Here is a 26,031-nt window from a genome sequence, read left to right as displayed (position 1 = left end):
TAGCATGAACTTTATCCATAAAAAACAACTTGACCAACCAGGCCGGTTGTTTTTTATCGATAAGGAGAGGAACCAAATACGATCTGTGACGACGCGGCTGCACCATGCCTCGGCGGGGAGGGGATCTTTTGCCTGAAACAGGAAACACCACTGTCGGCGAGGCCGTATTGACAGCGCCCAAGAAGCAAGAAGCCGTTCCCGGCCTTGCGCTTGGCCTGATGCTGCTGAGCGCTGGTCCGGTCGTCATCTTGGTGTTGCTGATAATCGTCCTCAGCTTCCTGTCCCCGTATTTCCTGACAGGGCGCAATCTCAGCAACATCCTCGCCCAGACCGCCGTCATCTCGGTGGTTGCGATGGGACAGCATCTGGTCATCCTGACCCGCGGCATTGATCTTTCCGTTGGCTCGAACCTGGCACTAGCCTCCGTCGTGGGTGCGTTGAGCTTCCATGCCGGCGCCCCTGCTTTCGTGGTGATCGCGGTGATGATCGCCTCGGGTGCTGCGATCGGCGCCATCAACGGGCTCTTCTTCGTCTTCGGCCGGCTACCGCATCCATTCATCATCACGCTAGCCACGTTAAGCATCGCCAAGGGGTTGGCGCTCCAACTGGCCGATGGCCGCGCCATCCCTGGGATGCCGGATTCGATAGATGCGCTTGGACGCGAGGCGGTCTGGGGTCTGCCTGGGTCGGTCTTTGTCGTTGCAGGCGTTGCCGCGGTTCTTTTCGTCATGGCCAAGACGATGGTCTGGGGGCGCTGGATTTATGCCGTAGGCGGCCGGCCGGACGCCGCCGTGCGCATGGGCATTCCGGTGTCCTGGGTCCTGGTTTCGGTCTATGTGATCTCAGGGCTATGCGCCGGCATCGGCGCGGTCATCCTTGCCGGCCGCACCGACGCCGGTTCCCCTTTGTTCGGCAATCTGCTTGAATTGGATACGATTGCGGCGGTGATCATCGGCGGCGCCAGCTTTCTCGGGGGCCGTGGCCATCTCGGCCATGCCCTAATCGGCGCCATCATGATCGGCGTTATCCGCAACGCGCTCAACCTGCTCAACGTCAACGTCTTCTTCCAGCTCATCGTCATCGGCGTGGTCATCGTCATAGCGGTCGAGTCCGACGTGCTGCGCAACTACCTCGAAGGGCGTGTGCGTGTCATGCAGGCCGGGGGGCAGTCGTGAGCGCCGTTGCAGCCAACGCAGATCGCGTTGTCACCGCCGACCATCCCGTGCTGGCGGTTCGCGGGGCCACCAAACGTTTCGGATCAGTTCTGGCGCTGGACGATGTCAGCATCGAGGTGCGGCGCGGCGAGATCGTTGGCCTGCTCGGCGACAATGGCGCGGGCAAATCGACGCTGACCAAATGCATCAGCGGCGTACACCAACTCGATGCCGGCGCGATTCTCCTGGACGGTGCGCCGACGCAGGTACGCTCCCCTGCGGATGCACGCTTCGCCGGCATCGAGACCGTTTACCAGGATCTGGCTCTCTTCGACAATCTGACACCCGGACAGAACTTCTTCGCCGGCCGCGAACTGGCAGGCCCGCAATGGCTTCCGCGCGGCCTGCGATTTCTTCAGCAGCGCAGGATGGACGCCGAGACCCGCGTTCTGCTGACAAACCTAAAGGTGACGCTGCCGCGGCTGGACGCCGTCGTCGCTATGATGTCGGGCGGACAAAGGCAGGCAATCGCCGTCGCGCGCTCGACCGTGTTCGCCCGAAAAATCGTAATACTCGATGAACCGACCGCAGCACTTGGCCTGCGTGAATCGCGGCAAGTGCTCAATCTGGTTGCAGCGCTCCGCGACCAGGGCAATGCCGTGATCCTGATCACTCACAACATGGAGCATGTCGTCGAGCTCGCCGATCGCGCCGTGGTGCTTCGCCAGGGCCGCAAGGTCGGCGAACTGGTACCGACCAAGGACAACAAACAGGAACTGGTATCCATGATCGTTGGGGCCTGATCCGCTCGAGATTTTGGGGACCGTTGCGGTCCGCAAATGCCTGAAGCGTTTCCCGCCGGGAGGCGTCTCAATTCAAGGGAGGAATGGAATGCCAATCAACTCAAAACTGTTCGCTGGGCTGGCGATCGCCGTTGCGGTTGCGGTGCCGGCTTCGGCGGCCGACAAGATCAAGGTCGGCCTGATTACGAAATTTCCCGTGCCTTTCTACTCGACGATGGAGGATGCCGCCAAGAAATACGCGGCCGCTCATCCGGAGATCGAACTGGTCACCGGCCAGGGTCAGGCCGCGACCGACATCGAGGGCCAGATTGCGCTGATCGAGTCCATGATCACGCAAGGCGTCAAGGGCCTGGCTGTCACTCCGGTCGATCCGACGGTTGCGCCGGCGCTCGACAAGGCGGTCGCTGCCGGCATCAAGGTGGTTCTCGTCGACAACAGCATTCCCAACTGGAAAGGTCAAACAGCACTGGTCTCGACCAACAACCTCAACGGCGGCAAGATCGCCGGGGAGTACCTCAAGACCGTGCTGAAGAGTGGCGACAAGATCGGTATCCTGCAGGGCGTTCCCGGGGTGCCGGCACTGGACGACCGCGTCACCGGCATGATGCAGGGGTTGGGCGACGTCAAGGTCGACGTTGTCGGCAAGGGTGCAACCAACTGCACGCTCGAACTTGGCACGTCGGTGACCGAAGACATCCTCACCGCCAATCCCGATCTCAAGGCGATCTACTCGGCCTGTGGCCCGCCAATCCCAGGCGCCGTCAAGTCGATCAGCAATGCGGGCATGGCCAATCATAAGATCATACTGGTCGGCTTCGACGCCTGCTGCGGCGAGATCGAAGCGATCAAGTCGGGTGCGGAAGACGCCAGCGTTGCACAATTTCCGGCAAAGATGGGCGAGCTTGGCATCGATACTGTGGTCAAGGCGATCCGTGGAGAGGCGGTCGACGCCGATGTGGACACTGGCGCTGGCCTCGTAACGCCGCAGAACGTCAAGGACTTCGAATAGGCTCCCACACCTTGGCCCGGCGGTCTTCTCAACCGCCGGGTTCTTTTTGGAACACTCCAAGGAAGGTGATCCGCATGAAAGCGCTCGTTTGCCGACGACCCGGCGAACTGATCTTGGAAGATCGCTCCCCACCCAGTCCGCCGGAGGCAGGATGGGCGCTGGTCAGCATCAGCCATGTCGGAATATGTGGCACCGATTATCACATCTTCGAAGGCAAGCATCCCTATCTGGCCTATCCCCGTGTCATGGGGCATGAACTTGCAGGCACGGTGACTGCGATCGGGGAAGGCGCCCCTATCCGCATCGGCGAACGCGTCGTCGTAAATCCCTATTTTGCTTGCGGCAGATGCATAGCCTGCCGTGATAACAAGCCGAATTGCTGCGTATCGATTGAGGTGTTGGGCGTTCATCGCGACGGCGGTATGTGTGAAGAGTTGCTCGTGCCTGCCGACAATCTCTATCCGATCGGAGGATTGTCGCTCGACCATGCGGCAGCGATCGAATTCCTGGCCATCGGTGCCCACGCGGTGCGGCGCTCCCAACTTGCTGCCGGGAAACGTGCTCTGGTCATCGGCGCAGGCCCTATCGGACTCGGCACGGCGCTATTTGCACGTATTGCCGGCCAGATAGTGACGATCATGGACGTCCGCCGGGAAAGGCTCGATTTCGCCGAAGGTCAACTCGGTTTCCCTGTTATCGATGGACTTTCGTTGTCACCCGCCGACCTGGTGCGGGAGCGAACCGATGGCGAGTGTTTTGACCTCGTTTTTGATGCGACCGGCAACAGGGCGTCGATAGAGGCTGCTTTTGCTTATGTGGCGCATGGCGGCGCCTTGGTCATGGTCAGCGTCATCAAGGACGAGATCAGCTTTTCCGACCCCGAGTTCCACAAACGCGAGATGATGTTGATCGGCAGCCGCAACGCGCTTCGTGTCGACTTTGACCACGTCATGGCGGCAATGCACGATGACACCGTTCCTGTGGCCAAGCTTATAACGGACCGCACGACCCTGCGCGATAGCGTCCGCGATATCCCGCATTGGGTCAACCAAAAGTCGGGACTTATCAAGGCCGTGATAGCCGTTTAGCTGTTCACAGACGCTGCCTCCATCACAGATCCTCAAACCATTTGGCCTCGCGTGTCGAAGAAGTCACAGCCTCAAGAAAAACCCGCGCACGCCGTTGTGCGAGGCGAGCCAAGACGGGGCGCCTCTCAAGAGGCAGCCCCTGATTTATTTTCATGGGTGATGGTCAGAGCCGGCCTTGCGCGACTAGCTCGCGGGTGCGCTTCAGCGTCGACAGAAGGGCAGCCTTGTAGCCCTGATCGCTGTCGAACTGCGCCTGTTCGGCCTGCTCCTCCGGGCCATCAGGCTCTTTGCCGCGCAGGCCGAGATAGCAGTAGAAGCGCAGATGGAGCGTGCCGTCGGCTTCCTCGAACAGTTCGTTGATGATCGCGCCCTCGCGCGGCCCGGTGGCTTGGAAGAATGTGACTTTGCTCTCCGGTTCCAGCGTGATGATCTCGCGCAGATCCGCACCCGCGATGGTCGCCTCGCGCACGAAATGCGTCGCGCTTTCTTCCACGACGTCGCAGCGCATGCAGAGGCCGGGCGGCAGGAATTCGCGGGCGTCGCGAGCCTTGAGTTCCAGGCCGGCCCATGCTTGCGCACGGCTCAGCCTGGTCGCGCCTTCGGGATTCACCGGGACAGTGGCGGTTGAATAGATCATGGTCGTATCCTCTTCGTCGGGGTTGATGTCGGGTGGCAGGCTGCCCTTGGCGTCAGGCCGAGGCAGCGATTTCCGCAGCGAAGTCGCGATAGGTGCGCAGCGGACGGCCGAGCAACTTGGTCAGGCGGTCGACATCGCCGGCATCCGGCACCATGCCCTCGCTGATGAAGCGCTCGCCCATCAGGCGCATGTCGAGCGCCAGCCAGCCCGGCATGGACTCCCGCAGGTTCTGTTCGAAGCCTGCAAGGTCTTCGCCGGGGTAGGCGATCGGGCGACCCAGCACATCCGACCAGATCGCCGCGACGTCCGGGCCGGTCAGCGTGTCGGGACCGACGACGTTGATCCGTGTGAGCGGGAGGGCAATTTCGGCCTGCTCGCGGCGAAGCAGCTCGATCGCCGCGACCCCGGCTATGTCGCGCGCGTCGACCATTGCCAAGCCTTTGCTGCCGATCGGCATCGGATAGACGCCGTGGCCGAGGATCACGTCCTTGATCATGAACTCGTTGTTCATGAAGTAGGCGGGGCGAAGGATGGTGGCGTTGAGGCCCATCTGCTCGATCATGCGCTCGACCGCGAGCTTGCCGGCAAAGTGCGGCACGTTCACGTAAAGCTCGCCGTGCATCACCGACAGGTAGACGATCCGTTCGATGCCTGCCTCGCGGGCCAGGTTGAGCGCAACCAGCGCCTGGGTGAATTCATCCGCCACCACGGCGTTGAGCAGGAACAGGGTGGAAATGCCCGAGAAGGCGCTGCGCAGGGAATCGACGTCGAGCAGGTCGCCCTGCACGACGGCGACGTCCGCAGGGAAGCTCGCCTTCGAGGGATCACGGACAAGAGCACGGACGTCGGCGCCACGCTTGACGAGTTGGTCGACGACATGGCTGCCGACATTGCCGGTCGCGCCGGTAACGAGAATGGTCATGGGGTTCACTCCGGGTTGGGTCAAAAGACACCCTGTAAATGAGTGATCCACATTCGAACCGATAGACGCTATATCTGGACATGGCGTCTCAATGGTGGAACAGATGGATCTTCTCGCCCTCGCTGATTTCAACCTGGTTGCGCGGCACGGAGGGTTCGGCAAGGCGGCGCGCGCCGCGGGGCGCCCGAAAGCGACCCTGTCCCGCCGGGTCGCGGAACTGGAGGCCGCCCTCGAGTTGCGTCTGTTCGAGCGCGGGGCGCGCGCGCTGAAGCTCACCGAGGAAGGACGCGCGCTCTTCGAGCGGACGGGAGCGCTGCTGACCGAACTCGACGAAACCGCGACGGCGATAGCTTCGGGCGGACACACGCCACGCGGCAGGCTGCGGATCAGCGCGCCGCTGCTCTTCTCCCAAACCGCCATGGGGAGGCTGGCCTCCGGGTTCGCGCTGAAATATCCTGAAGTCCGGCTCGAGGTCACGACGGAAGACCGGTCCGTCGATATGATCGAGGAGGGATATGACCTGGTGATCCGGGTAAATCCCGAGCCCGATGAAAGCCTTGTCGGACGGATTTTCCTGCGCGATCGGCTGGTCGTGGTCGCGAGCCCGGGCCTCGCCAGACCGCCCGACGATCTCGCCGTTCCGGCCATCGTGCGGGGGGCCGGCGACCGTATTGCAGCCTGGGACGTCGTGGCGCCAGCCGGACGGTCACGCATCGCGATCGAGCCCGTCCTTCGCCTTTCGTCGCTCCTCATGATCCGCGATGCCGTGCGGACGGGAGTCGGCGCAGGACGTCTCCCGATCTCGCTTGTAAGTCACGATCTGGCAGCCGGAACGTTGATGCATTGGGGCGATGTCGACGGCCCAGACATCGCATTATGGACGCTCTATCCGTCCCGGCGCTTGCTGAGCGCCCGCGTGTCTGCGTTCCTCGGCCATTTGAAGGAAGCCTTTCCCAGGGGGACACCTGATGAATTGGCGGCCTACATCGGCGGATGAGACAGGATGATCGAAACGCCGTCTGGCGCTTCCGCCGGCGACCCTGTGTGGTTGGGAGCGGCAGCTTGTTGGTGGCCGGCCTAAAAGCAGACTGGCCGTTCCCGTCCAAAGGCGACATTAGAACATCTGCTCAGCAAAGACCGCTTCCGGCGCATTTGCGACGTACGTTGGACCACAAGGTAGCAGGCTCGGCCCTGAAATCATTGAAGATTTTTCGGACAGGGCGCTACCAAAGGCCAATGTTTTTACTGTGATTTCAATAGCTTATAAGTAGGTTGGTAGCGGGAGAGCGCTACCGCCTTTCCCCACATTCGGAAACCCTGCGATATTTCCTTCAGTGTCGGGCATGATGGACCCGGTCCACTGCGGAAAGAAGCCGGTCGTAGAACCTGCGATCGTCTTTGTCGCCCGCACGCAGCAACGGCGCATCGCGTCTCAGCGCACGACAGGCCAGCTTTCGTGAAGTCCACCGATCGCCTTGACCTCGAGGAATGCCTCGAAACCGAACTCCCCGCATTCGCGACCGTTGCCCGACTGCTTGAAGCCTCCGAACGGCGCGGACACATCCCAGGCTGGATGATTAATCATCACTTGCCCGGCGCGAAGTTTTGAGGACACCTGTTTGGCGATCCCGAGATCCTTCGACTGCAGGTATGCGGCGAGCCCATAGGGCGTGTTGTTGGCGATCCCGATCGCCTCGTCGACGCCGTCATAGGGGATGAGGCTGACGACCGGGCCGAACGTCTCCTCCCGGGCCACCGCCATGTCGGGCGTAACATGGCCGAACACCGTCGGCTTGACGAAGTATCCGCGGTTCAGCGACGACGGCCTGCCGGACCCGCCCGTCACCAGGGTTGCGCCTTCCCGGACTGCGGAATCGATCAGCGAATTGACGCGCTCGAACTGCCGTTCGTTCATCACGGGTCCGAGGGTAGTGGCCTCGTCGGTCACGTCGCCGACAATTACGGACTCTGCGGTTCGCTTCGCAATCCCGATCGCCTCATCGTGGAGGTGGCGGGGAACAAGCATACGGGTTGGCGCGGTGCAGGACTGGCCTGCGTTGCGGTAAGCGCCAAGGACGCCCTTGGTCACGGCCTGCTCCAGATCGACATCCGGCATCAGGATGTTGGCGGAGTTTCCGCCCAGTTCCTGGTGGACGCGCTTGACCGTATCGGCGGCATTCTTCGCCACCTGAACACCGGCGCGAGTGGACCCGGTGAACGAGACCATATCGACATCCGGATGGCTCGACATCGCTTCGCCGACGGTCGGGCCATCGCCATTGATCAGGTTGAAGACGCCCGGCGGCACGCCGGCGTCGTGCAGGACTTCGGCGAACAGCATCGGGCTGATCGGCGCATACTCGCTCGGCTTCAGCACCATCGTGCAGCCGGTCGCCAGCGCCGGCATGACCTCCGTCACGATCTGCAGGACCGGGAAATTCCATGGCGTGATCAGCGCGCAGACACCGACCGGCTCAAATGCCAGGAGCGTCCGGCCGGCCAGCCGGTCGAATTCGTAGTGTTCAAGGATGCGAATGGTGTCGGCGATATGTGCCCTCGAACCGGCGACCTGGGCCTGCCTGGCGAATGTGATCGGCACGCCCATCTCGAGCGTCGTCAGTTGCGCGAATTCCTCGGCGCGGTCATCGAACAGTTCGAGGATGCGCCGAAGCATTGCCAGCCGCTCCTCGCGGGACGAATGACCGTAGCTGCCGAAAGCTTTTCGCGCAGCTAAGACCGCCGCATTCACGTCCTCCGCGTTGCCCATCGCAATGCTTCCGGCCGGTTCTTCTGTCGCCGGGTTGATGACGGCCCTGCGCGGCCTGTCTCCCGGCGGAACGAAGCGGCCGTCGATGTAGAAGTGATCGAGGTGTTTCAAGATGTATGCGCCTCTTTGATCTGCTGTGGGGCCGGCCCAACGATGCTGGCCGGCGCACCGGCATGGCGTGGGACCAGTGCCTTGAAGACGTCCTGCATTTTTATCAACCCAGCCGGCACGCCGTCCCTGGCGACGACGAAGGTCCGGGTGAGATCGCCCTCGGAACGAGCCATCACCGTTTCGAGATTGTCGTCGACATCGACCTGTCCCGACGTGCCGGATTGGACGATGATCCCCGGCACCATGACGGACTCGGCCCTCAGCACACGCGCACGGTTGATGTCGTTGACGAACTTCTCGATATAGGCATCGGCCGGATTGAGGATGATGCTCTGCGGCTCGCCTTGCTGGACGACCACGCCGTCCTTCAGGATCACCAGATAGTCGGCGATCCGAAGCGCCTCATCGAGGTCGTGGGTAATGAAAACGATGGTCTTGGACAATTCGGCCTGAAGCTCGAGCAACAGGCTCTGCATGTCCGTGCGCATCAGCGGATCGAGCGCGGAGAACGCCTCGTCCATGAGCATGACGTCGGAGTTGGACGCCAGCGCCCTGGCAATGCCCACGCGCTGTTGCATGCCGCCGGAAAGCTGATGAGGGTAGCGGTTTTCAAAACCCTTAAGGCCGAGCCGCTGCAGCCATTTCATCGCGTTCTGGCGGGCGTCCGCTTCGGCGTCGCCCCTGACGCGTTGCGCCATCTCGACATTCTGCAGAACGCGCATATGCGGCATCAGGGCGAAGTTCTGGAACACCATCGACATGCGGAACCGGCGCAGCTCGCGCAGCGCAGCGCCGGTGAGGCCCGCTACATTGACGCCGTCGAGAAGGATCTCGCCCGCCGTAGGCTTGATGAGGCCGTTGAGATGGCGGATCAGCGTCGATTTTCCCGAGCCCGAAAGGCCCATGATCACGGTGATGTCGCCGCGGCGTATATCGATATTTATGTCCTTGAGCCCGATGACGTGGTTGTGCTTCTCAAGCAGCTCCGTCTTGCCCATGCCGCCCTGCACCTTGGCCACCATGGAACGCGCAGCTGGACCGAATATCTTGTAGAGGTTGCGGATGGAAATCTTGGGTTGCTCGGTCACCGGCCTTCCTCCCGCGGCTGGAGCGTTCCGTTGACGCGCGCCATCGAGGCTTTGCTCACCCTGTCGAACATGATGGCCAAAAGCACGATGCCGAATCCGGCGACGAGACCGGTGCCGAGTTCGAGATTGTTGATGCCGCGCAGGACCAGCACGCCCAGACCCGGAGCCGACACCAGAGAGGCGATCACCACCATCGAAAGCGCCATCATGATCGTCTGATTGACGCCCGCCATGATGCTGGGAAGCGCCAGCGGCATCTCCACCTTGAACAGCTTCTGCCAGCGGTCCATGCCGAAGGCGTCCGCCGCCTCGCCGACATTGCCGTCGACCATCCGGATGCCGAGATTGGTAAGCCGGATCACCGGAACGATGGCGTAGAGGATGATGGCGATCCCGTAGAGCTTCGACTCCGTGACCGAGAACAGGAAGATCAAGGGAATGAGATATACGAAGGAGGGAAGCGTCTGCAGCATATCGAGGACCGGAAGCGAGAGCTTCTCGAGCCGGTTGCTCTTGGCCATCAATATGCCGATGGGTATGCCGATCAGGATGCAGATGAAGGTGCAGGTAAAGACGATCGCCATCGTCTGCAGCGCATAGTGGAGATGGTCGATGAAACCGAACAGCAGCAAGGTCGCCGCGACCAGGGCAAGAATGGACCACGACCGGGACGCGAAATAGACAAGCAAAAGCAGCGCGATCACCAGCGCCCACCACGGCACGACGTCGACCACCTTGAGCGAGAAATCCAGGAGCCATGACAGCGGCTGCGTCAGCGGATCGAGCACGGTCTTCAACGCGACGCGGATATGCAGGAAGCTGTCCTCGATGCCCGTGGTCAGGTCGCGCGTGCGCGGCACGGCGCGACAGGCGTCATGCAGCGCATCGAGCGAAGGGAACGGGGTGTCGGCCGAAGCCTGCCCGCCCTCATTGGCTTCCTTAGCCTTCTTGAGCAGTTCGGCCATGCTCATCGGGCCGGTGGAGTTCGATGCGTCGCACCACCCCCTGAGCCCGAGCTGATTGAATAATCCGTCGTAAAAAGCCATGGGCGCGTGCCTTCCGTCCGATGCCGAAGCGAGGCGGCGCGATGCCACCTCGAAATCCCGGGAATAGGAAAAACGACAACAGGTCGCAGGCAAGATCGGTCCTGCCTGCGACCCGGAAGGTTTCAATTCACGATGGCGGTGACTTTCGCCTTGGCGTCGTCCGACAGCCAGCTCGGCCAGATATCCTTGTACTTTGTCAGGAAGTGCACGGCGGTTTCGTCGGCGGTCGCCTTGTTGTCTTCCTGCCATGCAAGAAGCTCGTTCATGGTGTCGTTGCTGAAGCTCACCTTGCTCATCAGAGCGACCAGTTCCGGGTTCTTGTCGTAGAACGGCTTTGACATCGTGGTCAGCACCGTTGCCTTCGGCCAGCCGGTCTTGCCCGGGGTCGCGCAATCGGCGGTGGCGTTGCACTTGGCCTTGTCCTTGTCGACCGGGCCCATGTCGACCTGAACCATCTTATACTTGCCGAGTACGCTGGTTGGAGCCCAGTAGTAGCCGAACCAGGGCTCCTTGGCCGCATAGGCGGCGGCGATCGATGTCGCGAGCGTTTCAAGCGAGCCGTGGTTGAAAACCTCGACCCCATGCTTTTCGAGTTCGAAAGCCTTGATCAGATTGTCGTTCGAGACGCGGCAGCCCGTGCCGGGCGGACAGTTGTTGAACCGGCCGCCGACGAGCTTCGGATTCGCCAGGATGCCGTCGAGCGTCTTCAGTTCGGGATGGGCCTGCGCGAGATAGTCGGGAATCCACCAGGCGTCGACGCCGCCATCGGAGAGAACGTCGCCCACCTTGACGATCTTGCCCTCCTTCTCGAGCTTGTAATAGACGTCCGCGACACCGGGCCAGACTTCGGTCAGGATGTCGGGCTGACCGGTTTCGGCGAGCGAGGTGAGCGCCGGAACCGTCGAGGTCGGCACCTTCTTCACCGTGCAGCCATAGCCCTGCTCCATCAGGAAGCTCGAAACGGCGGTCACCACGGCGGCCGAGGCCCAGTTCATTTCGGTGATGGTCACCGTGCCGCACGCGGCGTTGGCGGAGGATGCGCTTGCCAGAAAGCCCGCGCCGATCATGCCGACTGCTGCAAGAAGAGATTTCATGTCATTCCCCTTTGGCGAAGTTATGCCCGACCCATCGCGGCGAGCTTCACTGCCGCTGCCTTTCGGCGGCGCGCGATCAGGTCATTTTTTGGCTTGTTAGGCAGGACGCAGATTACGGCCCAGCGGGCCGTTGGCAAGTTGCATAATTCCTACGCTATGGGTAAGCTAGGCTTTATGCAAAAACTCCGCAGCAAGCTGCCGCCGCCCAATCTTCTTATAACATTCGAAGCCGCCGGGCGTCAGCTTAGCTTTACCAAAGCAGCCTCGGAATTGAACGTTTCGCGCGTCGCGGTCAGCCAGCAGGTCCATGCCCTGGAACGATTTCTCGGCGTGCCGCTTTTCCAGCGCATGCAGCGCTCGGTCCGGCTGACGAGGGCAGGAGAAAGATACCACATCGCCATCTCTGAGGTGCTTGAACGGGCGCTGCGCGCGACAGTGGAAATCAGCAAACGCGCCGACACCAACATCGTCAATGTCGGGACCACCCCGGGTTTCATGACCTATTGGCTGTCGCCGAGGCTCGGCGAGTTCAGGACAATGCATCCCGACATCGAGCTGAGATTCATCGTTTCAGACGGCAATCTCGGATTCGAGGACAATATCGACGTCGCGATCCGCTATGGCTCGCCGCCTTTCGACGACGCCGAAACGACATTCCTGGTTCGCCAAGAGCTAAGTCCGACTTGCGCGAATACCTTCCTTCCAGCGGGCAAGATGATCGAGCCATCCGAGCTCCTTACTTACCCACTCATTCATCTGGAAGGCCCCTATGACGAACATACCCGGTGGACGACCTGGCTTCGTCTCCACGGGCTTGACCTTGCGCGGGCGAAGGCCGGGATCACCGTGAATTCCTACACGAACCTGGTTCAGGCTGCGCTCGACGGCCAGGGATTTGCCTTGATCGGTCCGCCGCTCGTTCAAAGATTCCTCTCGAACGGGACGCTTATCCAGCCCGTCAACGCCAGACCTGTGGTCCGGCATGCTTTCCATCTCTCGCTTCCACGATTGTCGATTCCGTCGACGGCCGTTCAGGCCTTCGCCGATTGGGTCAAAGGGTCCTTCCCGGCGACGAGGCCAAGCACTGAAGGCGAGGTCCCGGCGTAAGCGTCACCGGGAGGATGCAGAGTTCGTCCGCTGGCTTGAGGCTGGGTCGCGTTAGGTCAACCGCCAGCCCGCTTGAACGTGACACCCGGTTGCGCGATTGTCCGGCTACGGAGGAATGCAGGACAATGAAGCGGGAGGACAGGGCGCTCCCTTTCGTGCCGACAGAGATCCATGTCGGCACGGTCGAGGACGATAAGGGAACGCTCGGCATTCTCTCGATTCAGACCACCGAAGGCTTGCTGGAGATTGCGCTGGACGAGCACGCCGCCGACGCCATCCTGAACGCCGTCGGTGCTATCAAAGCGAAGCTGAACCCGACATAAAAGAATGCCCGGGCGGCATCCCGGGCTAGCTGGAGGTCTTGGGAGTTGCGCCGATCACTGCCCCAATCGGCACCCGGCTAACTTGCTTCACCATCGTGACGAGCAGATGAAGGCCATATTTGCTTGTCACCGCGCATCAACGGAACAGGCTGAAACGCTTAGTTTGTCTGCATCTCTTGGGCTTGATTATGCGACCGCGAAACGACGGCCGCCCAGCCTCTCCGCAGCAAGCCGACCGGGCCTGTCTGCGTCCAGTGCTCATGGGCATGCCCGCGCTCCGATTTGCCGATTCCTTGAGAGATCCGGTCGACGATCATGGCGATCAGCACGATGCCGAGGCCGCCGGTGGCCGCCAGAGCCACGTCGAGCCGCCCGATACCGCGCAGCACCATCTGGCCAAGGCCGGTGACCGAGATCATCGAGGCGATCACGCTCATCGATAACGACAGCATGATCGTCTGGTTGATCCCCGTCATGATGGTCGCTCGCGCCAGCGGCAGCTGGATATTCACCAGGCTCTGCCAGCGCGAGGCGCCGAACGCGTTCGATGCCTCGACGAGATCGTCGCGAACCTGCCTTATGCCAAGATTGGTCAGGCGGATCAGCGGCGACACCGCATAGATGATCGTCACCACGACGCCGGCGACATTGCCGATGCCGAACAGCATGACTATGGGCACGAGATAGACGAAGGACGGGATCGTCTGCAGGAAATCGAGCACCGGCCGGACAATGTCCTCCAGAAGATCGTTCTGCGCGATCAGGATGCCGACGGGAATGCCGATGACGCAGCAGACCAGGACCGAGGTGATGATGATCGCAAGCGTCGTCATCGCCTCCGGCCAGGCGCCGATCAATCCGATCAGCACGAAGGCGACGGCGACGAAGATCGCGACCCGGAGACGTGCCACCTGCCAGGCGAACAGGAAGACGAGCGCGATGAAGATCATTGGCGGGCAGGAGCGCAGCCCGTATTCGACGCCGGACAGGACGGCGTCGATCGGGGCTTTCATCGCCTGGAACACGAAGCGGTAGTTCGTGACCAGCCAACGGACAAAATCGGCCACCCAGTCGCCGACCGGCAGGACGGGATTAGCGAACGGGTTCCAGGCCAGGATGTCGTGCATCTGAGCGTCCTTCGGTCGGAGAATGGGGTTCGGGCGTTGGCGCCGGCTCGGCTGCAGTGATGGCGCCGATCAGGGCGTAGCTGTCGATGATGCCGACGATGGCGCCGTTCCGCTCGACGCCGATCGGTTCGCGCACTGCGGCAAGCTTCGCCGCGATCGTGCGCAGGTCGGCATCGTGGAGAACGGTGTGGCTGGGCCGGCGCATCGCGTTGTCCGGCCGCAGCATCACGTCCTCGGCCTTGACGAAGCGGCTGCGCGACATCGGCCGGACGAATTCGGCGACATAGTCGTCGGCGGGGTGCAGGATGATTTCCTCGCGTGTGCCGACCTGTACGATGTGGCCGTCGCGCATGATCGCGATGCGGTCGCCAAGCCGTACCGCTTCGTCGAGATCGTGGGTGACGAAGACTGTCGTCTTGTTCAAGCGGGCGGACAAGTCCAGGAAGTGGTTCTGCAGCTCGCGGCGGATGATCGGGTCGAGCGCGCTGAAGGGCTCGTCCATCAACAGGATCTCCGGATCCGCGGCCAGCGCCCTGGCGAGCCCGACGCGCTGCTGCATGCCGCCGGAGAGCTCGTCGGGGTAGTGCCCCTCCCAGCCGTCGAGCTTCATCATCGCGAGCGCTTCCGACGCGCGGCGGTGCCGTTCGGCTTTCGCCACGCCTCGGATCTCGAGGCCGTAGGCGACGTTGTCCTCGAGCGTGCGGTGCGGCCACAGCGCCATGTGCTGGAACACCATGCCGATGGTCTGCGAGCGCAGGCGGCTGAGCGCGCGGCGGTCCATCGCCCCGACATCGGCGCCGGCGACGCGGATGGTGCCGGCCGTCGGCTCGATGAGGCGGTTGATGTGCCGCAGCAACGTCGACTTGCCGCTGCCGGACAGCCCCATGATGCAAAAGATCTCGCCGCGAGGGATCTGCAGCGATGCGTCGGCGACGCCGACAACGTGGTTCAGCGTTTTGCGCGCATGCGCCTTGTCGAGAGAGCCGCCGCGAATGGCGCCCAGCGCCCCGGCCGGGTCGCGGCCAAAGACCTTCCAGACGTTTCTGCATTCGATATGCCAGTCCATCCTAACCTCTTTTAGGGCGGCGCATGGCCGCGTTGTTCCGGGCGGCGAGACGCGGGCATCACAGGTCGAAGACGACGCGGAAGCCGATATGCCCGGCGGTCGTGTCCGGCGTCACGATGCTGCGCGCGGCGATGCGGTACCGATAGCAGTAGGATTCGTGACAAAGATACGAGCCGCCCTTGGCAATCTTCGCCGGATATCGGCCGGCGACCGCCGCGTCGGCGCACCACTCCCAGACATTGCCCGCCAGGTTGAATAGGCCAAACCCGTTCGGCGCAAACGCGTCGGCGGCGCACGTGCCTTGCCAACCGTCCACCCCGGTGTTCAGCTGCGGAAAAACCCCCTGCCAGATGTTGCAGGGGAGGAAGTTCTCGTCGTCCGGCTCGCGATCGCCCCACGGGAAGCGCGGGTCGGCAAGGCCGCCGCGGGCGGCGTGTTCCCACTCCGCCTCGGCCGGCAGGCGTCCCCCGGCCCAGGCGGCGAAGGCCGCGGCGTCCGCCCAGCCGACATGGACGACGGGATGATTGCCCAAGTCCGACGCGTCGCTTCTCGAACCCAGCGGTCTGTTCCATGCAGCCCCCGCCACGTGTTTCCACCACGGCGCCGCTGACACGGAAGGCAGATCTAAGCCGGCGTTCGGCAGGAAAGCGGCAAAGACGAATGACGAGCCGCGCCGCTCCGCTTCCGTCACGTGGCCGGTCTCGGCGACGAATTGCGCGAACCAATCGTTCGTCACGGCGAAGGGGTCGATCGCATAGCTGGTCAGGGTTGCGGGACGCCGCGGGCTCTCTCCATCCTTGCGGATGATGGGACGGTCGGTGCCGGCCCATGTCTCGGCCGCCGCGATCGGCACCGTGCGGCCGGGACGGCGACGTTCTGTGGCGCGTGCCGGCGTTGCGGCGGCCGTGTGACGGTCAGCCGAAAGCGGGGAGAGGCCGGTGCAGCAGCTCATCGCACGGGATGCGGCATCATTTCACCGCCGCGGCTTCTTTGACCCAGGCGTCGAACTGATCCTTGTGCGCGTCCACCCACTCATGCGAGGGCGGGCTTGACCTTGTAGCCGAGCATCTCGAGCCCGATCGCGATCACATCGTGAGGGAAGATGTTGCCCTGGATGCCTGCCGGGCGGATCGGCTGCACAGGCTTGCCTTCGCCAGGCATCTGCGCATGGGCCGAACCGCTGGCCAGCAAGAAAGGCAGAGCCGCGGCACAAAAAAATTTCCTCATCAAGCGCATCGTCTGCTCCGTCCATTCGAAGGTGGGACTTGCAAAGTAGGCTAACTTCCGCGGACTCCCGTGTGAAGAACGCAAAAACTTCCAGTTATGTTAAGCTCAGCTTAACTTCAGCGCTGCCGCACAGGCGGCGGCGGACCCTTGGCTCCGTCCCCCGCCGACAGGAAGGACAGCGCCCACTCGTTATAGCCGCCGCTGCGATACCACCTGACCTGCTCGCCGGGCGCCTCGTCGTGGTTCCAGCGCGTCGCCTGTCCATTCTGCATCGCTTGACGGATCAGCCGCCGTCGCCGCTGGCTGAGCAGGATGCGCTCTGTCAGCTCGCTCTCGTTCCACTTGGCACGGACCTCGGACTCGAACTCCGCGACGAGACCGGCATATTGCGGCTGCAAGGCAAGGTTTTCGCGCTCGTCAGGGTCGGCCTCGACATCGAAGAGCAGCGCCGGGTCGGTCGAGGAGGAGATGAACTTGTACGCCCCGCGCCGGATCATGAAGATCGGCGCGGCGATAGCCTCGGCCAGATACTCGCAATAGACAGTCCTGGAGGGCGGCTCTTGCTTGGCGAGCAGCGCGGTCAGGTCCATGCCTTCCAGTTCCTCGACCGCGCCATCCCAGTCTCGGCCGGTCGCCAGCCCCATGAAGGTCGGTAGCAGATCGACCAGCGAAACCAGTTCCTCGATACGTGATGGCGCTATCCACGGCGCCTGGATGATCAGTGGAATTCTTGCCGACGGCTCGTAGAAGCTTTTCTTGAACCACATGCCGCGTTCGCCGAGCATCTCGCCATGGTCCGACGTGAAGACGATGGCGGTGTTCTTGTCGAGACCGGTGGCCCGGAGCGCCGCGATCACCTTGCCGATGAGCTGGTCGACATAGCTGATCGAGCCGTAATACGCGCGGATCGCCCGGCGGACCTCGGCCTCGTCGAACTCGTAGTCGAGGATGCCGAAATCGCGCATCAGGCGCAGCGAGTGCGGATCGGCCTCCGTTTCGCCGAGCCTCGGCACCCTGGGCAGCGGGATGTCGGCGTCCTCATAGAGATCCCAGAATTCCTTTTTGCACAGGAAAGGCTCGTGCGGGTGGGTGTAGGAGACCTGCAGGAAAAACGGACGCGCGTCGTTGGACCTGGCGATGTCGTAGAGGTGCTGGACAGCTTTGAAGGTTACTTCCTCGTCATAGTCGATCTGGACGTTGCGCTCGCAAATCCCGGAAGTCAGCAGGGTCCGCGGATCGTTGACGTCGGGGTTGTCCTCGCGGCCCCAGTTCGGCACCCAGGCGTAGTCGGCCGGATAGATGTCGGCGGTCAGCCGGTTTTCGAAGCCGTGGAACTGGTCCGGCCCGATGAAGTGCATTTTTCCTGACAGCGCGGTCTGGTAGCCCGCCGTGCGCAAATAGTGCGCGTAAGTCGGGATGGTCGCGGGCATCTCGGCGGCGTTGTCGTAAGTGCCGGTCGTCGAGCAGAGCTGGCCCGTCGCCATCGAGAAACGCGAAGGCGCACAGAGTGGGAAATTGCAGTAGGCCCGCTCGAACACGACGCCGTCAGCGGCAAGCGCCTCGATGTTGTCCGCCCTGCAGATCGCGTTGCCGTAGGTGCGAAGATAGGCTGCCGCGAGTTGGTCGACTTGCAGGAATAGGATGTTGGGCCTTTGCGACATGCACTGCTCTTTCCGCCTTGGGCGTTGGATCGGCCTTCGCCTGCCATTGTTCTCTGACCTCAGGCTATGGACTGCCCGGAAGGGCTGCAAGTGGCCCATTGCCGACGCTTGCGTTAACCTGCACGATACAGGAATGAACCCCAACGACGCCTATCTCCTGCGCAATCTGGTGACGTTCGAGCTCGCCGCCCGCGTTGGCGGTTTCTCACGCGCGGCGGACGAACTACGGCTCAGCCGCGTCGCGGTAAGCCGGCAGATGGCCGAGCTCGAAGCCCGTCTCGGCCAGACGCTTTTTCACCGCAACCATCGCACCGTCAGCTTGACGGCGGCCGGCCGCGCGCTGTTGGACGAGGTGGCGCCGGCGCTCGGCAGCATCGGCAACGCGCTGAGCCAGACGCGGCGCCTGAAAACCCGGTCGCGGCTGTCGATCACGACGACAGCCGCGTTTGCGACTTATTGGCTTATGCCTCGGATGGTGGGTTTCAACACGCTGCATCCGGACGTCGAGATCAATCTCGTCGTATCGGACAGCTATCTCGATCTCGTCGCCGAGGAGATCGACGTCGCCATCCGCTACACGCCGACGACGCCGGCCGTCGGCGACGCCAGGATGCTGATGCGCGAGACGATCTTTCCTGTCTACAGCCCGCGCTATCCGCGACGGACCGAGATGCGCTCCATCCTCGACCTGACGAAGGAGCGGCTGCTTTTCCTCAAGGGATCCTACCGGCGCGAGGCGAGCTGGCCCTTCTGGTTCCAGCGCCTCGGTATGCCCCTGCAGGAGGAGAACGGCATCGCCTTCAACACCTATCTCAACATGTTCCAGGCGGCGCTCGAGGGACAGGGCGTGGCGCTGGCCGGGCGGCCGCTGGTCGACCGCTTTCTCGCCGACGGCACGTTGCTGCGGATCGAGGGAATCGCTCCCTATGAGCGCGACTGCTACTTCCTGATCAATTGCTCGCCGGAGAAGCCGTTCGCGAACGCCTGGTGCGCCTGGGTCGAGCGCGAGTTCCTGTCCCGTTGAAAACGTCGGAAGCATCGGGAGTACGAACATCGATTTCCACGGTTTCAACATCGGCCGCTCGCCACTTGACGTAAGTTCCACTTAACAACAACGGCAGTTTTTTCGACGTTTACAACGCCCTGTCAAAGTCGGACGTTCCCTCTCAACAAGAGCATGTCCGGTCGGGACTTGCGGTCGCCAGATCGCTGCCGCCACGCGTGCCAAAGGAGGGTTTCCCTTATGAGCAAGAAGCAGATGAAACTTGGTCTCTCCATGCGCTACATGGGCTACCACGTCGGCTCGTGGCGGCATCCGGACGTGCCCGCCGACGGCAGTTCTTTGTTCCAGTCGTTCCTTGATGTCGTGCAGACGGCAGAGCGGGCCAAATTCGACATGGTGTTCCTGGCCGACGGCATCGGCGTGCGGCTGGACGACAAGCCGAAAGGATCGATGGCGCGCTCCCGCCACAATGTCGAACTCGAGCCGCTGACGCTGCTGTCGGCGCTGGCTCCGATGACCCGCAACATCGGCCTGGTGGCCACGGCGTCGACGACCTACAACGAGCCCTACCACATCGCCCGCAAATACGGTTCGCTCGACCAGATCAGCGGCGGCCGCGCCGCCTGGAACGTGGTGACCTCCTGGTCGGATCAGGAAGCCTGGAATTTCTCGATGAGCAAGCAGCTCGAATACGATACGCGCTACGAGCGCGCCCACGAGTTCGTCGAGGTGGTCACCGGTCTCTGGGACAGTTGGGACGAAGACGCGTTCCTTCTCGACAAGGAATCCGGCGTCTTCTACGACGAAGAAAAAATGCATGTCCTCAACCATGTCGGCAAGCATTTCTCCGTGCGAGGGCCGTTGACCGTCCGACGCTCGCCGCAGGGCAGGCCGATCCTGGTACAGGCCGGCGTATCGGAGGCCGGCCAGCAGATCGCGGCTGAATATTGCGACATGGTTTTCATGGCCAAGAACGATCTCAAATCGGCCCAGGACTATTATGCTTCGCTCAAGGACAGGCTGGAACGTTTCGGCCGCAAGAAGACCGATCTGCTGATGATGCTCGGCCTGACACCCATCGTCGGACGCAGCCGCGAGGAGGCGCAGGAGAAATACGAGGAGCTCGAGTCACTGATCGATCCAATCGTCGGCCTTTCGATGCTCTACCGCTCCTTCGGCGACCTTTCGCATCTGCCGTTGGACGGCCCGGTGCCGAAGCCGGACTTCGACAAGGTCGGTCTCAAGAGCAGCGCCCAAATGTACTACGACCTCGCACAGAAGCAGGGCCTGACGATCCGCCAGCTCTACAAGAAAATTGGCATGGCGCAGGAGCACAAGACCGTCGTGGGGACCGCCGTCGACGTCGTCGACGAAATGGAATCCTGGTTCGAACAGGGCGCCGCCGACGGGTTCAACATCACGCCTTCTTTGCTGCCGCACGGCATCGACGACTTCGTCGATCTTGTCCTGCCCGAGTTGCGCAAACGTGGCCGTTTTCGCGATGACTATGAGGGCCGCACCCTGCGCGAGAATCTTGGCCTGCCGCTTCCCGCCAGCCGCTACGAGACGGCGAAGGCTGCCTCGGATAAGCGTCTCGCCAGCTAGGCCCGGTTGAACGAGGATTGGACATGCAAACCAGCGCCGGCCAGGACAGGCTCTCTGTTGACGATACCGCCCGCTCGCCGATCGAAGCAGGCGATCCGGCGACCGACAGCCGCCTCTTCCGCAGATGCCTTGGTTTGTACGGAACGGGCATCGCGATCATCACCACGGAGACAAAGGGCCAGCGGGCCGCCGTCACCGTCAACTCCTTCGCCTCGGTGTCGCTCGACCCTCCGCTAGTGCTTTGGTCGATAAGCCATGGCTCACGCAGCTATCCGCTGTTCAAGAATGGCGGACGCTTCGCCGTGAATATCCTCGCCTCGACACAGATGAATGTGTCCCGGCATTTCTCGAGCAAGATCGAGGACAAGTTCGCGGAAACGGCATGGTCGGCCGGCGAGCACGGTTCGCCTTTGCTCGACGGCTGCCTGGCGCATTTCGAGTGCGAAACCTATTCGCAGGTCGAAGGCGGCGACCACACCATCCTGGTCGGTCTCGTGCGCCGCGCCAGCCGCTTCGAAGGCGAGCCGCTGCTTTTCGCCCAAGGGCAATACTGCGTCGCCTATTCCCATCCGGAGGTTTCGCCTTCGCCCGAGGTCGGTGGCCTGAAGCCGGAGACTTCGTCCGAGGGAACAATCATTCCCCAGATATTCGAAGCGCACCATCTCCTGTCGTCCACCTTCGACGAACACCGCCATGCCGAAGGTCTCGATATCTCGGTGGCCAGGGTGATCGCCTGCGTCTACGACATGCCAGGCCTGAAGACGGACCAGGTGGCGCGGGCCACATATCTCGGCCAGCGCGACACCGAAGACGCCTTGGCCACGCTGGTCGAGCGCGGCATGCTCGTCAACGCCGTGGACGGCCAGTTGATCCTCACCGAAGCCGGGCGGCAGCGGCGTGAGGCGATCCGCAAGCGTTGGCAGGATTTCCAGAAGGATCAGCTTGCCGGCATACCTGAGGGGGACCTTCGCGCCACGCTCAGAACCCTCTCGAAGCTGATTACCCAGAACCGCGCGGCGAAATGATGAATTGGGACTACATCGTCATAGGTGCCGGGTCGGCGGGCTGCGTGCTCGCCAACAGGCTGAGCGCCGACCCGTCGACGAAGGTGCTGTTGCTGGAGGCCGGCGGCAGCGACAAGAGATTGAACATCATCATGCCGGCCCTGGCGTTCAAGGCGATGGCCGACGAGCGCACCAATTGGAAATTCATGACCGAACCGGACCCGACGCGCAACAACCGTCGCGACATGATGCCCCGCGGCAAGGGGCTCGGCGGCTCCAGCTCGATCAACGCGATGTTCTACGTCCGCGGCAACCGGGGCGATTACGACCATTGGGCTCAGCTCGGCAACCGCGGCTGGTCCTATGACGACATCCTACCCTATTTCCAGAAGGTCGAAGGCAACAGGGACGGCGTGACCGACATCTACGGCAAGAGCGGTCCTGTCGTCGTCAGCGCCGTCCGCAAGCCTCCCAAGCTCGCTTACGTCTTCGTCGAGGCCATGAAGGAACTCGGCTATCCGCATAATCCAGCCTACAACGCCGAGCCTACCGACGGCGCCGCCATCATCCATGTCACGCAGCACATGGGAACGCGCTTCAGCGCGGCCAGAGGCTATCTGGATCCAATCAAGGAGCGGCCCAATCTCAGGATCGTGACCGGCGCGATGGTGCGCAGGATTGTCTTTGACGGACGGCGCGCCGCGGGCGTCGAGTTCGATGCCGGTGGAAAGACGCAGATCGAGCGATGCAGCCGCGAAGTCGTCCTCTCGGCAAGCGCGGTGAACTCGCCAAAGCTCCTGATGCTGTCAGGCATCGGTCCGCAGGAGCAGTTGCGCTCGCACGGTATCGAAGTTCTGCACGACAGCCCCGGTGTCGGCCGCAACCTGCAGGAACACGCCAGCACCCAGGTCAAGGCCTACGTCAACATCAAGACCGCGAACCAGGAGTTCAACCTGCTGGGGAAGCTGAAATACGGCGCCCAGTTTCTCCTCGACCGTTCAGGCTACGCCACCTACACCTATACGGGTGTGGGTCTCATCAGGACCCGACCGGAGCTCGAATATCCCGACATCCAGTACCATTTCGGGGCCTTCTCGGCGAACTACACGCATGATGGCATTGAAATGCAGAAGGAAGCCGCGATCAATCTCCAGCCCAACGTCAACAGTTCGCGCAGCCGGGGCTATCTCGAACTGCGATCGGGCGACCCTCATGAGAAGCCCAGGATCCAGCTGAACCTGCTGAGCGATCCGTACGATATCGAGACGTTGATGGCGGGCGGACGGATTGCCCGTGCGGCGCTGAACTCGAAGGCGTTCGCGCCATACGTCATGGGCGAGTTCAAACCGGGCAAGGACGTCCAGACCGACGACGAGTGGGTCGCCTATATGCGCGAGAACGCGAGCGGGAGCTACCATCCCTGCGGCACATGCAAGATGGGCATCGACCCGATGGCGGTCGTGGCGCCGGATCTCAAGGTCATCGGCGTTCAAGGCCTACGCGTCGTCGATTCCTCCATCATCCCGCAGATACCGAGCTGCAATCTCAACGCCATCTCGATGGCAATCGGAGAGAAGGGCGCTGATCTGATCCTGTGGGACCGCAGCCAGCGGGCGGCGGCTTAAAGCGCATCTACGGAGCTGAGCACAGGGGCCGGAACTTGTAATGTTGGCCCCACCTGAAGGGTAGTGTGCTGAGAGTTCTGCAAATTCGCTGAGAGAGGGCGGCCATGGCAGGCTGGTGATGTTCAACGTCACCTGATTCCTGGAAGGAACCGCTGCCATGACCAAGACCGAAGATAAATCCGCCATTGCCGCCGTCAAAGACATTCTGCTTTCGAACCCGGATGGGCTGCACGAAGTGATCCGCGCAGTGATGCAGGAGGTGCTCGAGGCCGAGATGGACGAGGCTCTGGGTGCTTCGAAGAGCGAACGGACACCGGAGCGTCTTGGCTATCGCTCCGGTTATTACGGCCGCACGCTTGTCACCCGTGTCGGCAAGCTTGAGCTGCGGGTTCCTCAGGACCGGCAGGGACGCTTTTCCACCGAGCAGTTCGAGCGCTACCAGCGTTCCGAGCGCGCCTTGGTTGCGACGCTTGCGGAGATGTACGTGCAGGGCGTGTCGACCAGGAAGGTCAAGGCGATCACCGAGGAGCTGTGCGGGCATGCCTTCTCGGCCTCGTCGATCTCGGCCATCAACAAGCGTTTGGACGAGAGCCTGAAGGCCTTCGCCGAGCGCCCGCTTCAAGAGCCCTTTGCCTACCTCATCCTCGACGCCCGCTACGAGAAGGTGCGCGAGACCGGCATCGTCATGAGCCAGGCGGTGCTGATCGCGGTCGGCATCGACTGGGACGGCCGGCGCCAGATCCTGGCGGTGGAGATGGCCAATCGCGAGAGCCGCTCGGCCTGGAAGGACTTCCTCGTCGCGCTGAAGGCGCGCGGCCTCAAGGGCGTCGAGCTGGCTGTCTCCGACGACCATGCCGGCCTGGTCGCGGCGATCGGCGAGGTGATCCCGGAAGCGGCTTGGCAGCGCTGCTACGTGCACTTCCTCAGGAACGCGCTCGATCACCTGCCGAGGAAACATGGCGACGACTGCTTGCAGGAACTGCGCTGGCTCTACGACCGGCGCGATCTTGCCGAGGCCAAGGCCGATCTCGCCACATGGTCGGGCCGCTATCCGCGGCTGACGACGTAGGTGGAGGAGACCATCGAGTATACGCTGACCTTCTTCCGCCTGCCGCGCCAGCACCACAAGCATCTGAAATCCACCAACATGCTTGAACACGTTTATGCTGACCTTCGTTCATCTGAAGGCCTTGGAAGCGTTTCTGGCTACGGTCGTAGACCCTATGGCAAAGCGTGCGACCGACCTCATCATGAACCGCACCGAGTTTTTTAGGACCCAGGTGATTCCCTGGTCCGACTAGCGCAAACTGCGGCCAAGCGTTCAATCTCGCCCAGCGTTCCACTGAAGTCAGGCAGAGCCAGACGTACACAAACGGTACTCAACGCTTTTCGGTAGGAGCACAGCCGATCTTTTCGGTTGCCGAATGGCAGCAATCAGCTGAACTCCCTCCGACAGCGGACGGTCGGGTTGCGGCCGATCCCATCCGCGATCGCTAGATGAATTCAGGCTCTGATGCAGCACATGTCAGGCCGTGGTAACATCAGCACCGGCGAAACAGTCCACACCATCTCTTTCATCGTAGATGAACCCATTGTCTCCGTCTTCCATTTCTCAGTGCGCACCAACGACCCCTCGAACGGGCTGATCTGGCCGAAGGACGGCTGAAGCCTCGACCGCCTATGCCGCAATGGCGCGTCGCGAGTTTCTTCCCCTGGGCGAAGCCCATTCCTCGCGCAACCAAGAAACGCGCGCCTGCCCTATCCTGCGCTTTGCTGCGGTCGCAAGCGATGCGGCAGCGGTCGCCTTCGGCCTCAAGATCGCCGTCGAGGCCGCATGGTGCGGGCTCGGAAACGAGAACGGAGACTGAAAATGGCTACCATCGGCACCTTCAAGAAGACCAATGCGAACGAGTTCACCGGCGAGATCGTCACCCTCAGCGTCCAGGCCAAGAACGTACGCATTGTCCCCGACACCCGGGCCAGTGGCGAGAACGCACCAAGCCACCGTGTGGTGGTCGGCAAGGCCGAGATCGGCGCCGCCTGGTCCAAGCGCTCCAACGAGGGTCGCGATTATCTCGGGCTCAAGCTCGACGATCCGAGCTTCACCGCTCCGATCTACGCCAACCTCTTCGCCGACGAGGAAGGTGAGGGCCACAGCCTCATCTGGTCCCGCCCAAACCGCCGCAGCGGCGAGTGAACTGGAAGACGCCTCGCCCGGCAAGCGCGCCGGGCGAGATTCCTTTAGGTCTGATCAGACCTTCGCGCAAATCGCAGGCCGGCACCGCCGCCGTTTTCCGGAAGGAATTCTATACCCGCTGCCTCAAACGCACGGCGGATCGCAGCAAGATTGTTTCGGTGCGGAATACGAATACTTCTCTCGAAGTCAACTATCGTGGTCCTCGAAACAGCAGCTGCCTCGGCGAGGTCGCCCTGACTCCATTCGAGCATTGCTCTTGCAGCACGACACTGCTGAACAGAAATTGCTTCGCTCTGAAAATCGTTCTTTTTGGTTGACATAGGTCAAAAAAGCCGCTTTTAGTATGCAACCCTACGGAAGTCATTGG

Annotated in this window: 25 protein-coding genes and 1 pseudogene; 14 read left to right on the top strand and 12 right to left on the bottom strand. The window is 62.2% G+C overall.

The genetic code is table 11. The features are described 5' to 3' along the window. Positions 1-128 precede the first annotated feature (128 nt). From FJ414_RS17515 to FJ414_RS17500, 4 genes are all read left to right on the top strand, one after another. Positions 129-1,175 carry an ABC transporter permease gene (locus FJ414_RS17515; RefSeq protein ID WP_246672433.1) on the top strand — a complete coding sequence of 349 codons (1,047 nt, stop codon included), beginning with the start codon at positions 129-131 and terminating at the stop codon, positions 1,173-1,175. 47 nt (positions 1,176-1,222) lie between these two features. Further along, the gene (locus FJ414_RS17510; RefSeq protein ID WP_246672432.1) at positions 1,223-1,957 is read left to right on the top strand and encodes an ATP-binding cassette domain-containing protein; all 735 of its coding nucleotides are present in this window, start codon (positions 1,223-1,225) and stop codon (positions 1,955-1,957) included. Between the two features lie 88 nt (positions 1,958-2,045). Beyond that, positions 2,046-2,966 carry a sugar ABC transporter substrate-binding protein gene (locus tag FJ414_RS17505; RefSeq protein ID WP_140645614.1) on the top strand — a complete coding sequence of 307 codons (921 nt, stop codon included), beginning with the start codon at positions 2,046-2,048 and terminating at the stop codon, positions 2,964-2,966. A gap of 74 nt (positions 2,967-3,040) precedes the next feature. Further along, positions 3,041-4,054, top strand: a complete 1,014-nt coding sequence (locus FJ414_RS17500; protein WP_140645613.1) for a zinc-binding alcohol dehydrogenase family protein — start codon at positions 3,041-3,043, stop codon at positions 4,052-4,054. A 163-nt stretch (positions 4,055-4,217) separates the two neighbouring features. On the opposite strand, the gene FJ414_RS17495 is transcribed toward FJ414_RS17500, so the two are convergent. Further along, positions 4,218-4,691, bottom strand: a complete 474-nt coding sequence (locus tag FJ414_RS17495; RefSeq protein ID WP_140645612.1) for an SRPBCC family protein — start codon at positions 4,689-4,691, stop codon at positions 4,218-4,220. 52 nt (positions 4,692-4,743) lie between these two features. Continuing rightward, complete coding sequence (locus FJ414_RS17490) at positions 4,744-5,613, bottom strand: NmrA/HSCARG family protein (RefSeq protein ID WP_140645611.1); 870 nt, start codon at positions 5,611-5,613, stop codon at positions 4,744-4,746. Between the two features lie 103 nt (positions 5,614-5,716). On the opposite strand from FJ414_RS17490, the gene FJ414_RS17485 reads away from it, so the two are divergent. Continuing rightward, positions 5,717-6,610, top strand: a complete 894-nt coding sequence (locus tag FJ414_RS17485; protein WP_140645610.1) for a LysR family transcriptional regulator — start codon at positions 5,717-5,719, stop codon at positions 6,608-6,610. A 435-nt stretch (positions 6,611-7,045) separates the two neighbouring features. Here the strand turns inward: FJ414_RS17485 and FJ414_RS17480 are convergent, their stop codons facing one another. The 4 genes from FJ414_RS17480 to FJ414_RS17465 all read right to left on the bottom strand — a co-directional run bounded on the left by FJ414_RS17480 (position 7,046) and on the right by FJ414_RS17465 (position 11,719). Further along, positions 7,046-8,494: an aldehyde dehydrogenase family protein gene (locus tag FJ414_RS17480; protein ID WP_210239675.1), complete on the bottom strand. Its 1,449-nt coding sequence runs from the start codon at positions 8,492-8,494 to the stop codon at positions 7,046-7,048. Beyond that, positions 8,488-9,579, bottom strand: coding sequence for an ATP-binding cassette domain-containing protein (locus tag FJ414_RS17475; RefSeq protein ID WP_140645608.1), 1,092 nt, complete (start codon positions 9,577-9,579; stop codon positions 8,488-8,490). The genes FJ414_RS17480 and FJ414_RS17475 overlap by 7 nt, the downstream gene beginning before the upstream one ends. Then, entirely contained in the window at positions 9,576-10,625 is a 1,050-nt protein-coding gene (locus FJ414_RS17470; RefSeq protein WP_140645607.1) for an ABC transporter permease subunit, read from the bottom strand. Before FJ414_RS17470 ends, FJ414_RS17475 begins: the two co-directional genes overlap by 4 nt. A gap of 122 nt (positions 10,626-10,747) precedes the next feature. Next, a complete protein-coding gene (locus FJ414_RS17465; protein ID WP_140645606.1) occupies positions 10,748-11,719 on the bottom strand; it encodes an ABC transporter substrate-binding protein in 972 nt (323 codons plus the stop codon). A gap of 174 nt (positions 11,720-11,893) precedes the next feature. Between FJ414_RS17465 and FJ414_RS17460 the strand changes: the two genes are divergently transcribed. Continuing rightward, on the top strand, positions 11,894-12,826 hold the full coding sequence (locus tag FJ414_RS17460; protein ID WP_246672431.1) for a LysR substrate-binding domain-containing protein: 933 nt from the start codon (positions 11,894-11,896) through the stop codon (positions 12,824-12,826). Positions 12,827-12,951: 125 nt separating this feature from the next. After that, the gene (locus tag FJ414_RS17455; protein WP_140645604.1) at positions 12,952-13,149 is read left to right on the top strand and encodes a hypothetical protein; all 198 of its coding nucleotides are present in this window, start codon (positions 12,952-12,954) and stop codon (positions 13,147-13,149) included. Positions 13,150-13,307: 158 nt separating this feature from the next. Here the strand turns inward: FJ414_RS17455 and FJ414_RS17450 are convergent, their stop codons facing one another. From FJ414_RS17450 to betC, 5 genes are all read right to left on the bottom strand, one after another. Beyond that, positions 13,308-14,276 (bottom strand): ABC transporter permease subunit, encoded by a 969-nt coding sequence (locus FJ414_RS17450; protein ID WP_140645603.1) that lies wholly within the window; start codon positions 14,274-14,276, stop codon positions 13,308-13,310. After that, positions 14,242-15,342 carry a betaine/proline/choline family ABC transporter ATP-binding protein gene (locus FJ414_RS17445; RefSeq protein ID WP_140645602.1) on the bottom strand — a complete coding sequence of 367 codons (1,101 nt, stop codon included), beginning with the start codon at positions 15,340-15,342 and terminating at the stop codon, positions 14,242-14,244. The genes FJ414_RS17450 and FJ414_RS17445 overlap by 35 nt, the downstream gene beginning before the upstream one ends. A 58-nt stretch (positions 15,343-15,400) precedes the next feature. Beyond that, a complete protein-coding gene (locus FJ414_RS17440; protein ID WP_246672430.1) occupies positions 15,401-16,195 on the bottom strand; it encodes an SUMF1/EgtB/PvdO family nonheme iron enzyme in 795 nt (264 codons plus the stop codon). A 179-nt stretch (positions 16,196-16,374) separates the two neighbouring features. Next, positions 16,375-16,578, bottom strand: a complete 204-nt coding sequence (locus tag FJ414_RS17435; protein WP_140645600.1) for a hypothetical protein — start codon at positions 16,576-16,578, stop codon at positions 16,375-16,377. 107 nt (positions 16,579-16,685) lie between these two features. Further along, the gene (gene betC / locus FJ414_RS17430; protein ID WP_140645599.1) at positions 16,686-18,230 is read right to left on the bottom strand and encodes a choline-sulfatase; all 1,545 of its coding nucleotides are present in this window, start codon (positions 18,228-18,230) and stop codon (positions 16,686-16,688) included. Positions 18,231-18,363: 133 nt separating this feature from the next. Between betC and FJ414_RS17425 the strand changes: the two genes are divergently transcribed. From FJ414_RS17425 to FJ414_RS17400, 7 genes and pseudogenes are all read left to right on the top strand, one after another. After that, positions 18,364-19,254 carry a LysR substrate-binding domain-containing protein gene (locus tag FJ414_RS17425; RefSeq protein ID WP_181181645.1) on the top strand — a complete coding sequence of 297 codons (891 nt, stop codon included), beginning with the start codon at positions 18,364-18,366 and terminating at the stop codon, positions 19,252-19,254. A 219-nt stretch (positions 19,255-19,473) separates the two neighbouring features. Next, positions 19,474-20,838, top strand: a complete 1,365-nt coding sequence (locus FJ414_RS17420) for an LLM class flavin-dependent oxidoreductase (RefSeq protein WP_140645597.1) — start codon at positions 19,474-19,476, stop codon at positions 20,836-20,838. Positions 20,839-20,861: 23 nt separating this feature from the next. Beyond that, the gene (locus tag FJ414_RS17415; protein ID WP_140645596.1) at positions 20,862-21,863 is read left to right on the top strand and encodes a flavin reductase; all 1,002 of its coding nucleotides are present in this window, start codon (positions 20,862-20,864) and stop codon (positions 21,861-21,863) included. Further along, positions 21,863-23,467: a GMC family oxidoreductase N-terminal domain-containing protein gene (locus tag FJ414_RS17410; protein WP_140645595.1), complete on the top strand. Its 1,605-nt coding sequence runs from the start codon at positions 21,863-21,865 to the stop codon at positions 23,465-23,467. The genes FJ414_RS17415 and FJ414_RS17410 overlap by 1 nt, the downstream gene beginning before the upstream one ends. Positions 23,468-23,624: 157 nt before the next feature. After that, positions 23,625-24,644 (top strand): annotated as a pseudogene (locus FJ414_RS17405) (IS256 family transposase); the annotation flags it as partial. A 511-nt stretch (positions 24,645-25,155) separates the two neighbouring features. Then, the gene (locus tag FJ414_RS31510; protein WP_181181641.1) at positions 25,156-25,335 is read left to right on the top strand and encodes a hypothetical protein; all 180 of its coding nucleotides are present in this window, start codon (positions 25,156-25,158) and stop codon (positions 25,333-25,335) included. Positions 25,336-25,337: 2 nt separating this feature from the next. Continuing rightward, the gene (locus FJ414_RS17400) at positions 25,338-25,664 is read left to right on the top strand and encodes a DUF736 domain-containing protein (RefSeq protein ID WP_181181644.1); all 327 of its coding nucleotides are present in this window, start codon (positions 25,338-25,340) and stop codon (positions 25,662-25,664) included. A gap of 44 nt (positions 25,665-25,708) precedes the next feature. Here the strand turns inward: FJ414_RS17400 and FJ414_RS17395 are convergent, their stop codons facing one another. Continuing rightward, positions 25,709-25,915 (bottom strand): helix-turn-helix transcriptional regulator, encoded by a 207-nt coding sequence (locus FJ414_RS17395; protein ID WP_095769110.1) that lies wholly within the window; start codon positions 25,913-25,915, stop codon positions 25,709-25,711. Between the last annotated feature and the right edge of the window lie 116 nt (positions 25,916-26,031).

The sequence above is a fragment of the Mesorhizobium sp. B3-1-6 genome (assembly GCF_006439555.1).
Lineage (GTDB): Bacteria > Pseudomonadota > Alphaproteobacteria > Rhizobiales > Rhizobiaceae > Mesorhizobium.
This window is presented reverse-complemented; position numbering and strand designations above follow the sequence as displayed.

Excerpts from the sequence above, each read along its gene's own strand:
- FJ414_RS17400 (WP_181181644.1), top strand. The coding sequence starts at position 25,338 with ATGGCTACCATCGGCACCTTCAAGAAGACCAATGCGAACGAGTTCACC.
- FJ414_RS17435 (WP_140645600.1), bottom strand. The coding sequence starts at position 16,578 with ATGCGCTTGATGAGGAAATTTTTTTGTGCCGCGGCTCTGCCTTTCTTG.
- FJ414_RS17495 (WP_140645612.1), bottom strand. The coding sequence starts at position 4,691 with ATGATCTATTCAACCGCCACTGTCCCGGTGAATCCCGAAGGCGCGACC.
- FJ414_RS17465 (WP_140645606.1), bottom strand. The coding sequence starts at position 11,719 with ATGAAATCTCTTCTTGCAGCAGTCGGCATGATCGGCGCGGGCTTTCTG.
- FJ414_RS17500 (WP_140645613.1), top strand. The coding sequence starts at position 3,041 with ATGAAAGCGCTCGTTTGCCGACGACCCGGCGAACTGATCTTGGAAGAT.
- FJ414_RS17460 (WP_246672431.1), top strand. The coding sequence starts at position 11,894 with ATGCAAAAACTCCGCAGCAAGCTGCCGCCGCCCAATCTTCTTATAACA.
- FJ414_RS17455 (WP_140645604.1), top strand. The coding sequence starts at position 12,952 with ATGAAGCGGGAGGACAGGGCGCTCCCTTTCGTGCCGACAGAGATCCAT.
- FJ414_RS17420 (WP_140645597.1), top strand. The coding sequence starts at position 19,474 with ATGAGCAAGAAGCAGATGAAACTTGGTCTCTCCATGCGCTACATGGGC.
- FJ414_RS17450 (WP_140645603.1), bottom strand. The coding sequence starts at position 14,276 with ATGCACGACATCCTGGCCTGGAACCCGTTCGCTAATCCCGTCCTGCCG.
- FJ414_RS17470 (WP_140645607.1), bottom strand. The coding sequence starts at position 10,625 with ATGGCTTTTTACGACGGATTATTCAATCAGCTCGGGCTCAGGGGGTGG.
- FJ414_RS17490 (WP_140645611.1), bottom strand. The coding sequence starts at position 5,613 with ATGACCATTCTCGTTACCGGCGCGACCGGCAATGTCGGCAGCCATGTC.
- FJ414_RS17505 (WP_140645614.1), top strand. The coding sequence starts at position 2,046 with ATGCCAATCAACTCAAAACTGTTCGCTGGGCTGGCGATCGCCGTTGCG.
- FJ414_RS17425 (WP_181181645.1), top strand. The coding sequence starts at position 18,364 with ATGAACCCCAACGACGCCTATCTCCTGCGCAATCTGGTGACGTTCGAG.
- betC (WP_140645599.1), bottom strand. The coding sequence starts at position 18,230 with ATGTCGCAAAGGCCCAACATCCTATTCCTGCAAGTCGACCAACTCGCG.
- FJ414_RS17485 (WP_140645610.1), top strand. The coding sequence starts at position 5,717 with ATGGATCTTCTCGCCCTCGCTGATTTCAACCTGGTTGCGCGGCACGGA.
- FJ414_RS17415 (WP_140645596.1), top strand. The coding sequence starts at position 20,862 with ATGCAAACCAGCGCCGGCCAGGACAGGCTCTCTGTTGACGATACCGCC.
- FJ414_RS17395 (WP_095769110.1), bottom strand. The coding sequence starts at position 25,915 with ATGCTCGAATGGAGTCAGGGCGACCTCGCCGAGGCAGCTGCTGTTTCG.
- FJ414_RS17410 (WP_140645595.1), top strand. The coding sequence starts at position 21,863 with ATGAATTGGGACTACATCGTCATAGGTGCCGGGTCGGCGGGCTGCGTG.
- FJ414_RS31510 (WP_181181641.1), top strand. The coding sequence starts at position 25,156 with ATGGCGCGTCGCGAGTTTCTTCCCCTGGGCGAAGCCCATTCCTCGCGC.
- FJ414_RS17445 (WP_140645602.1), bottom strand. The coding sequence starts at position 15,342 with ATGGACTGGCATATCGAATGCAGAAACGTCTGGAAGGTCTTTGGCCGC.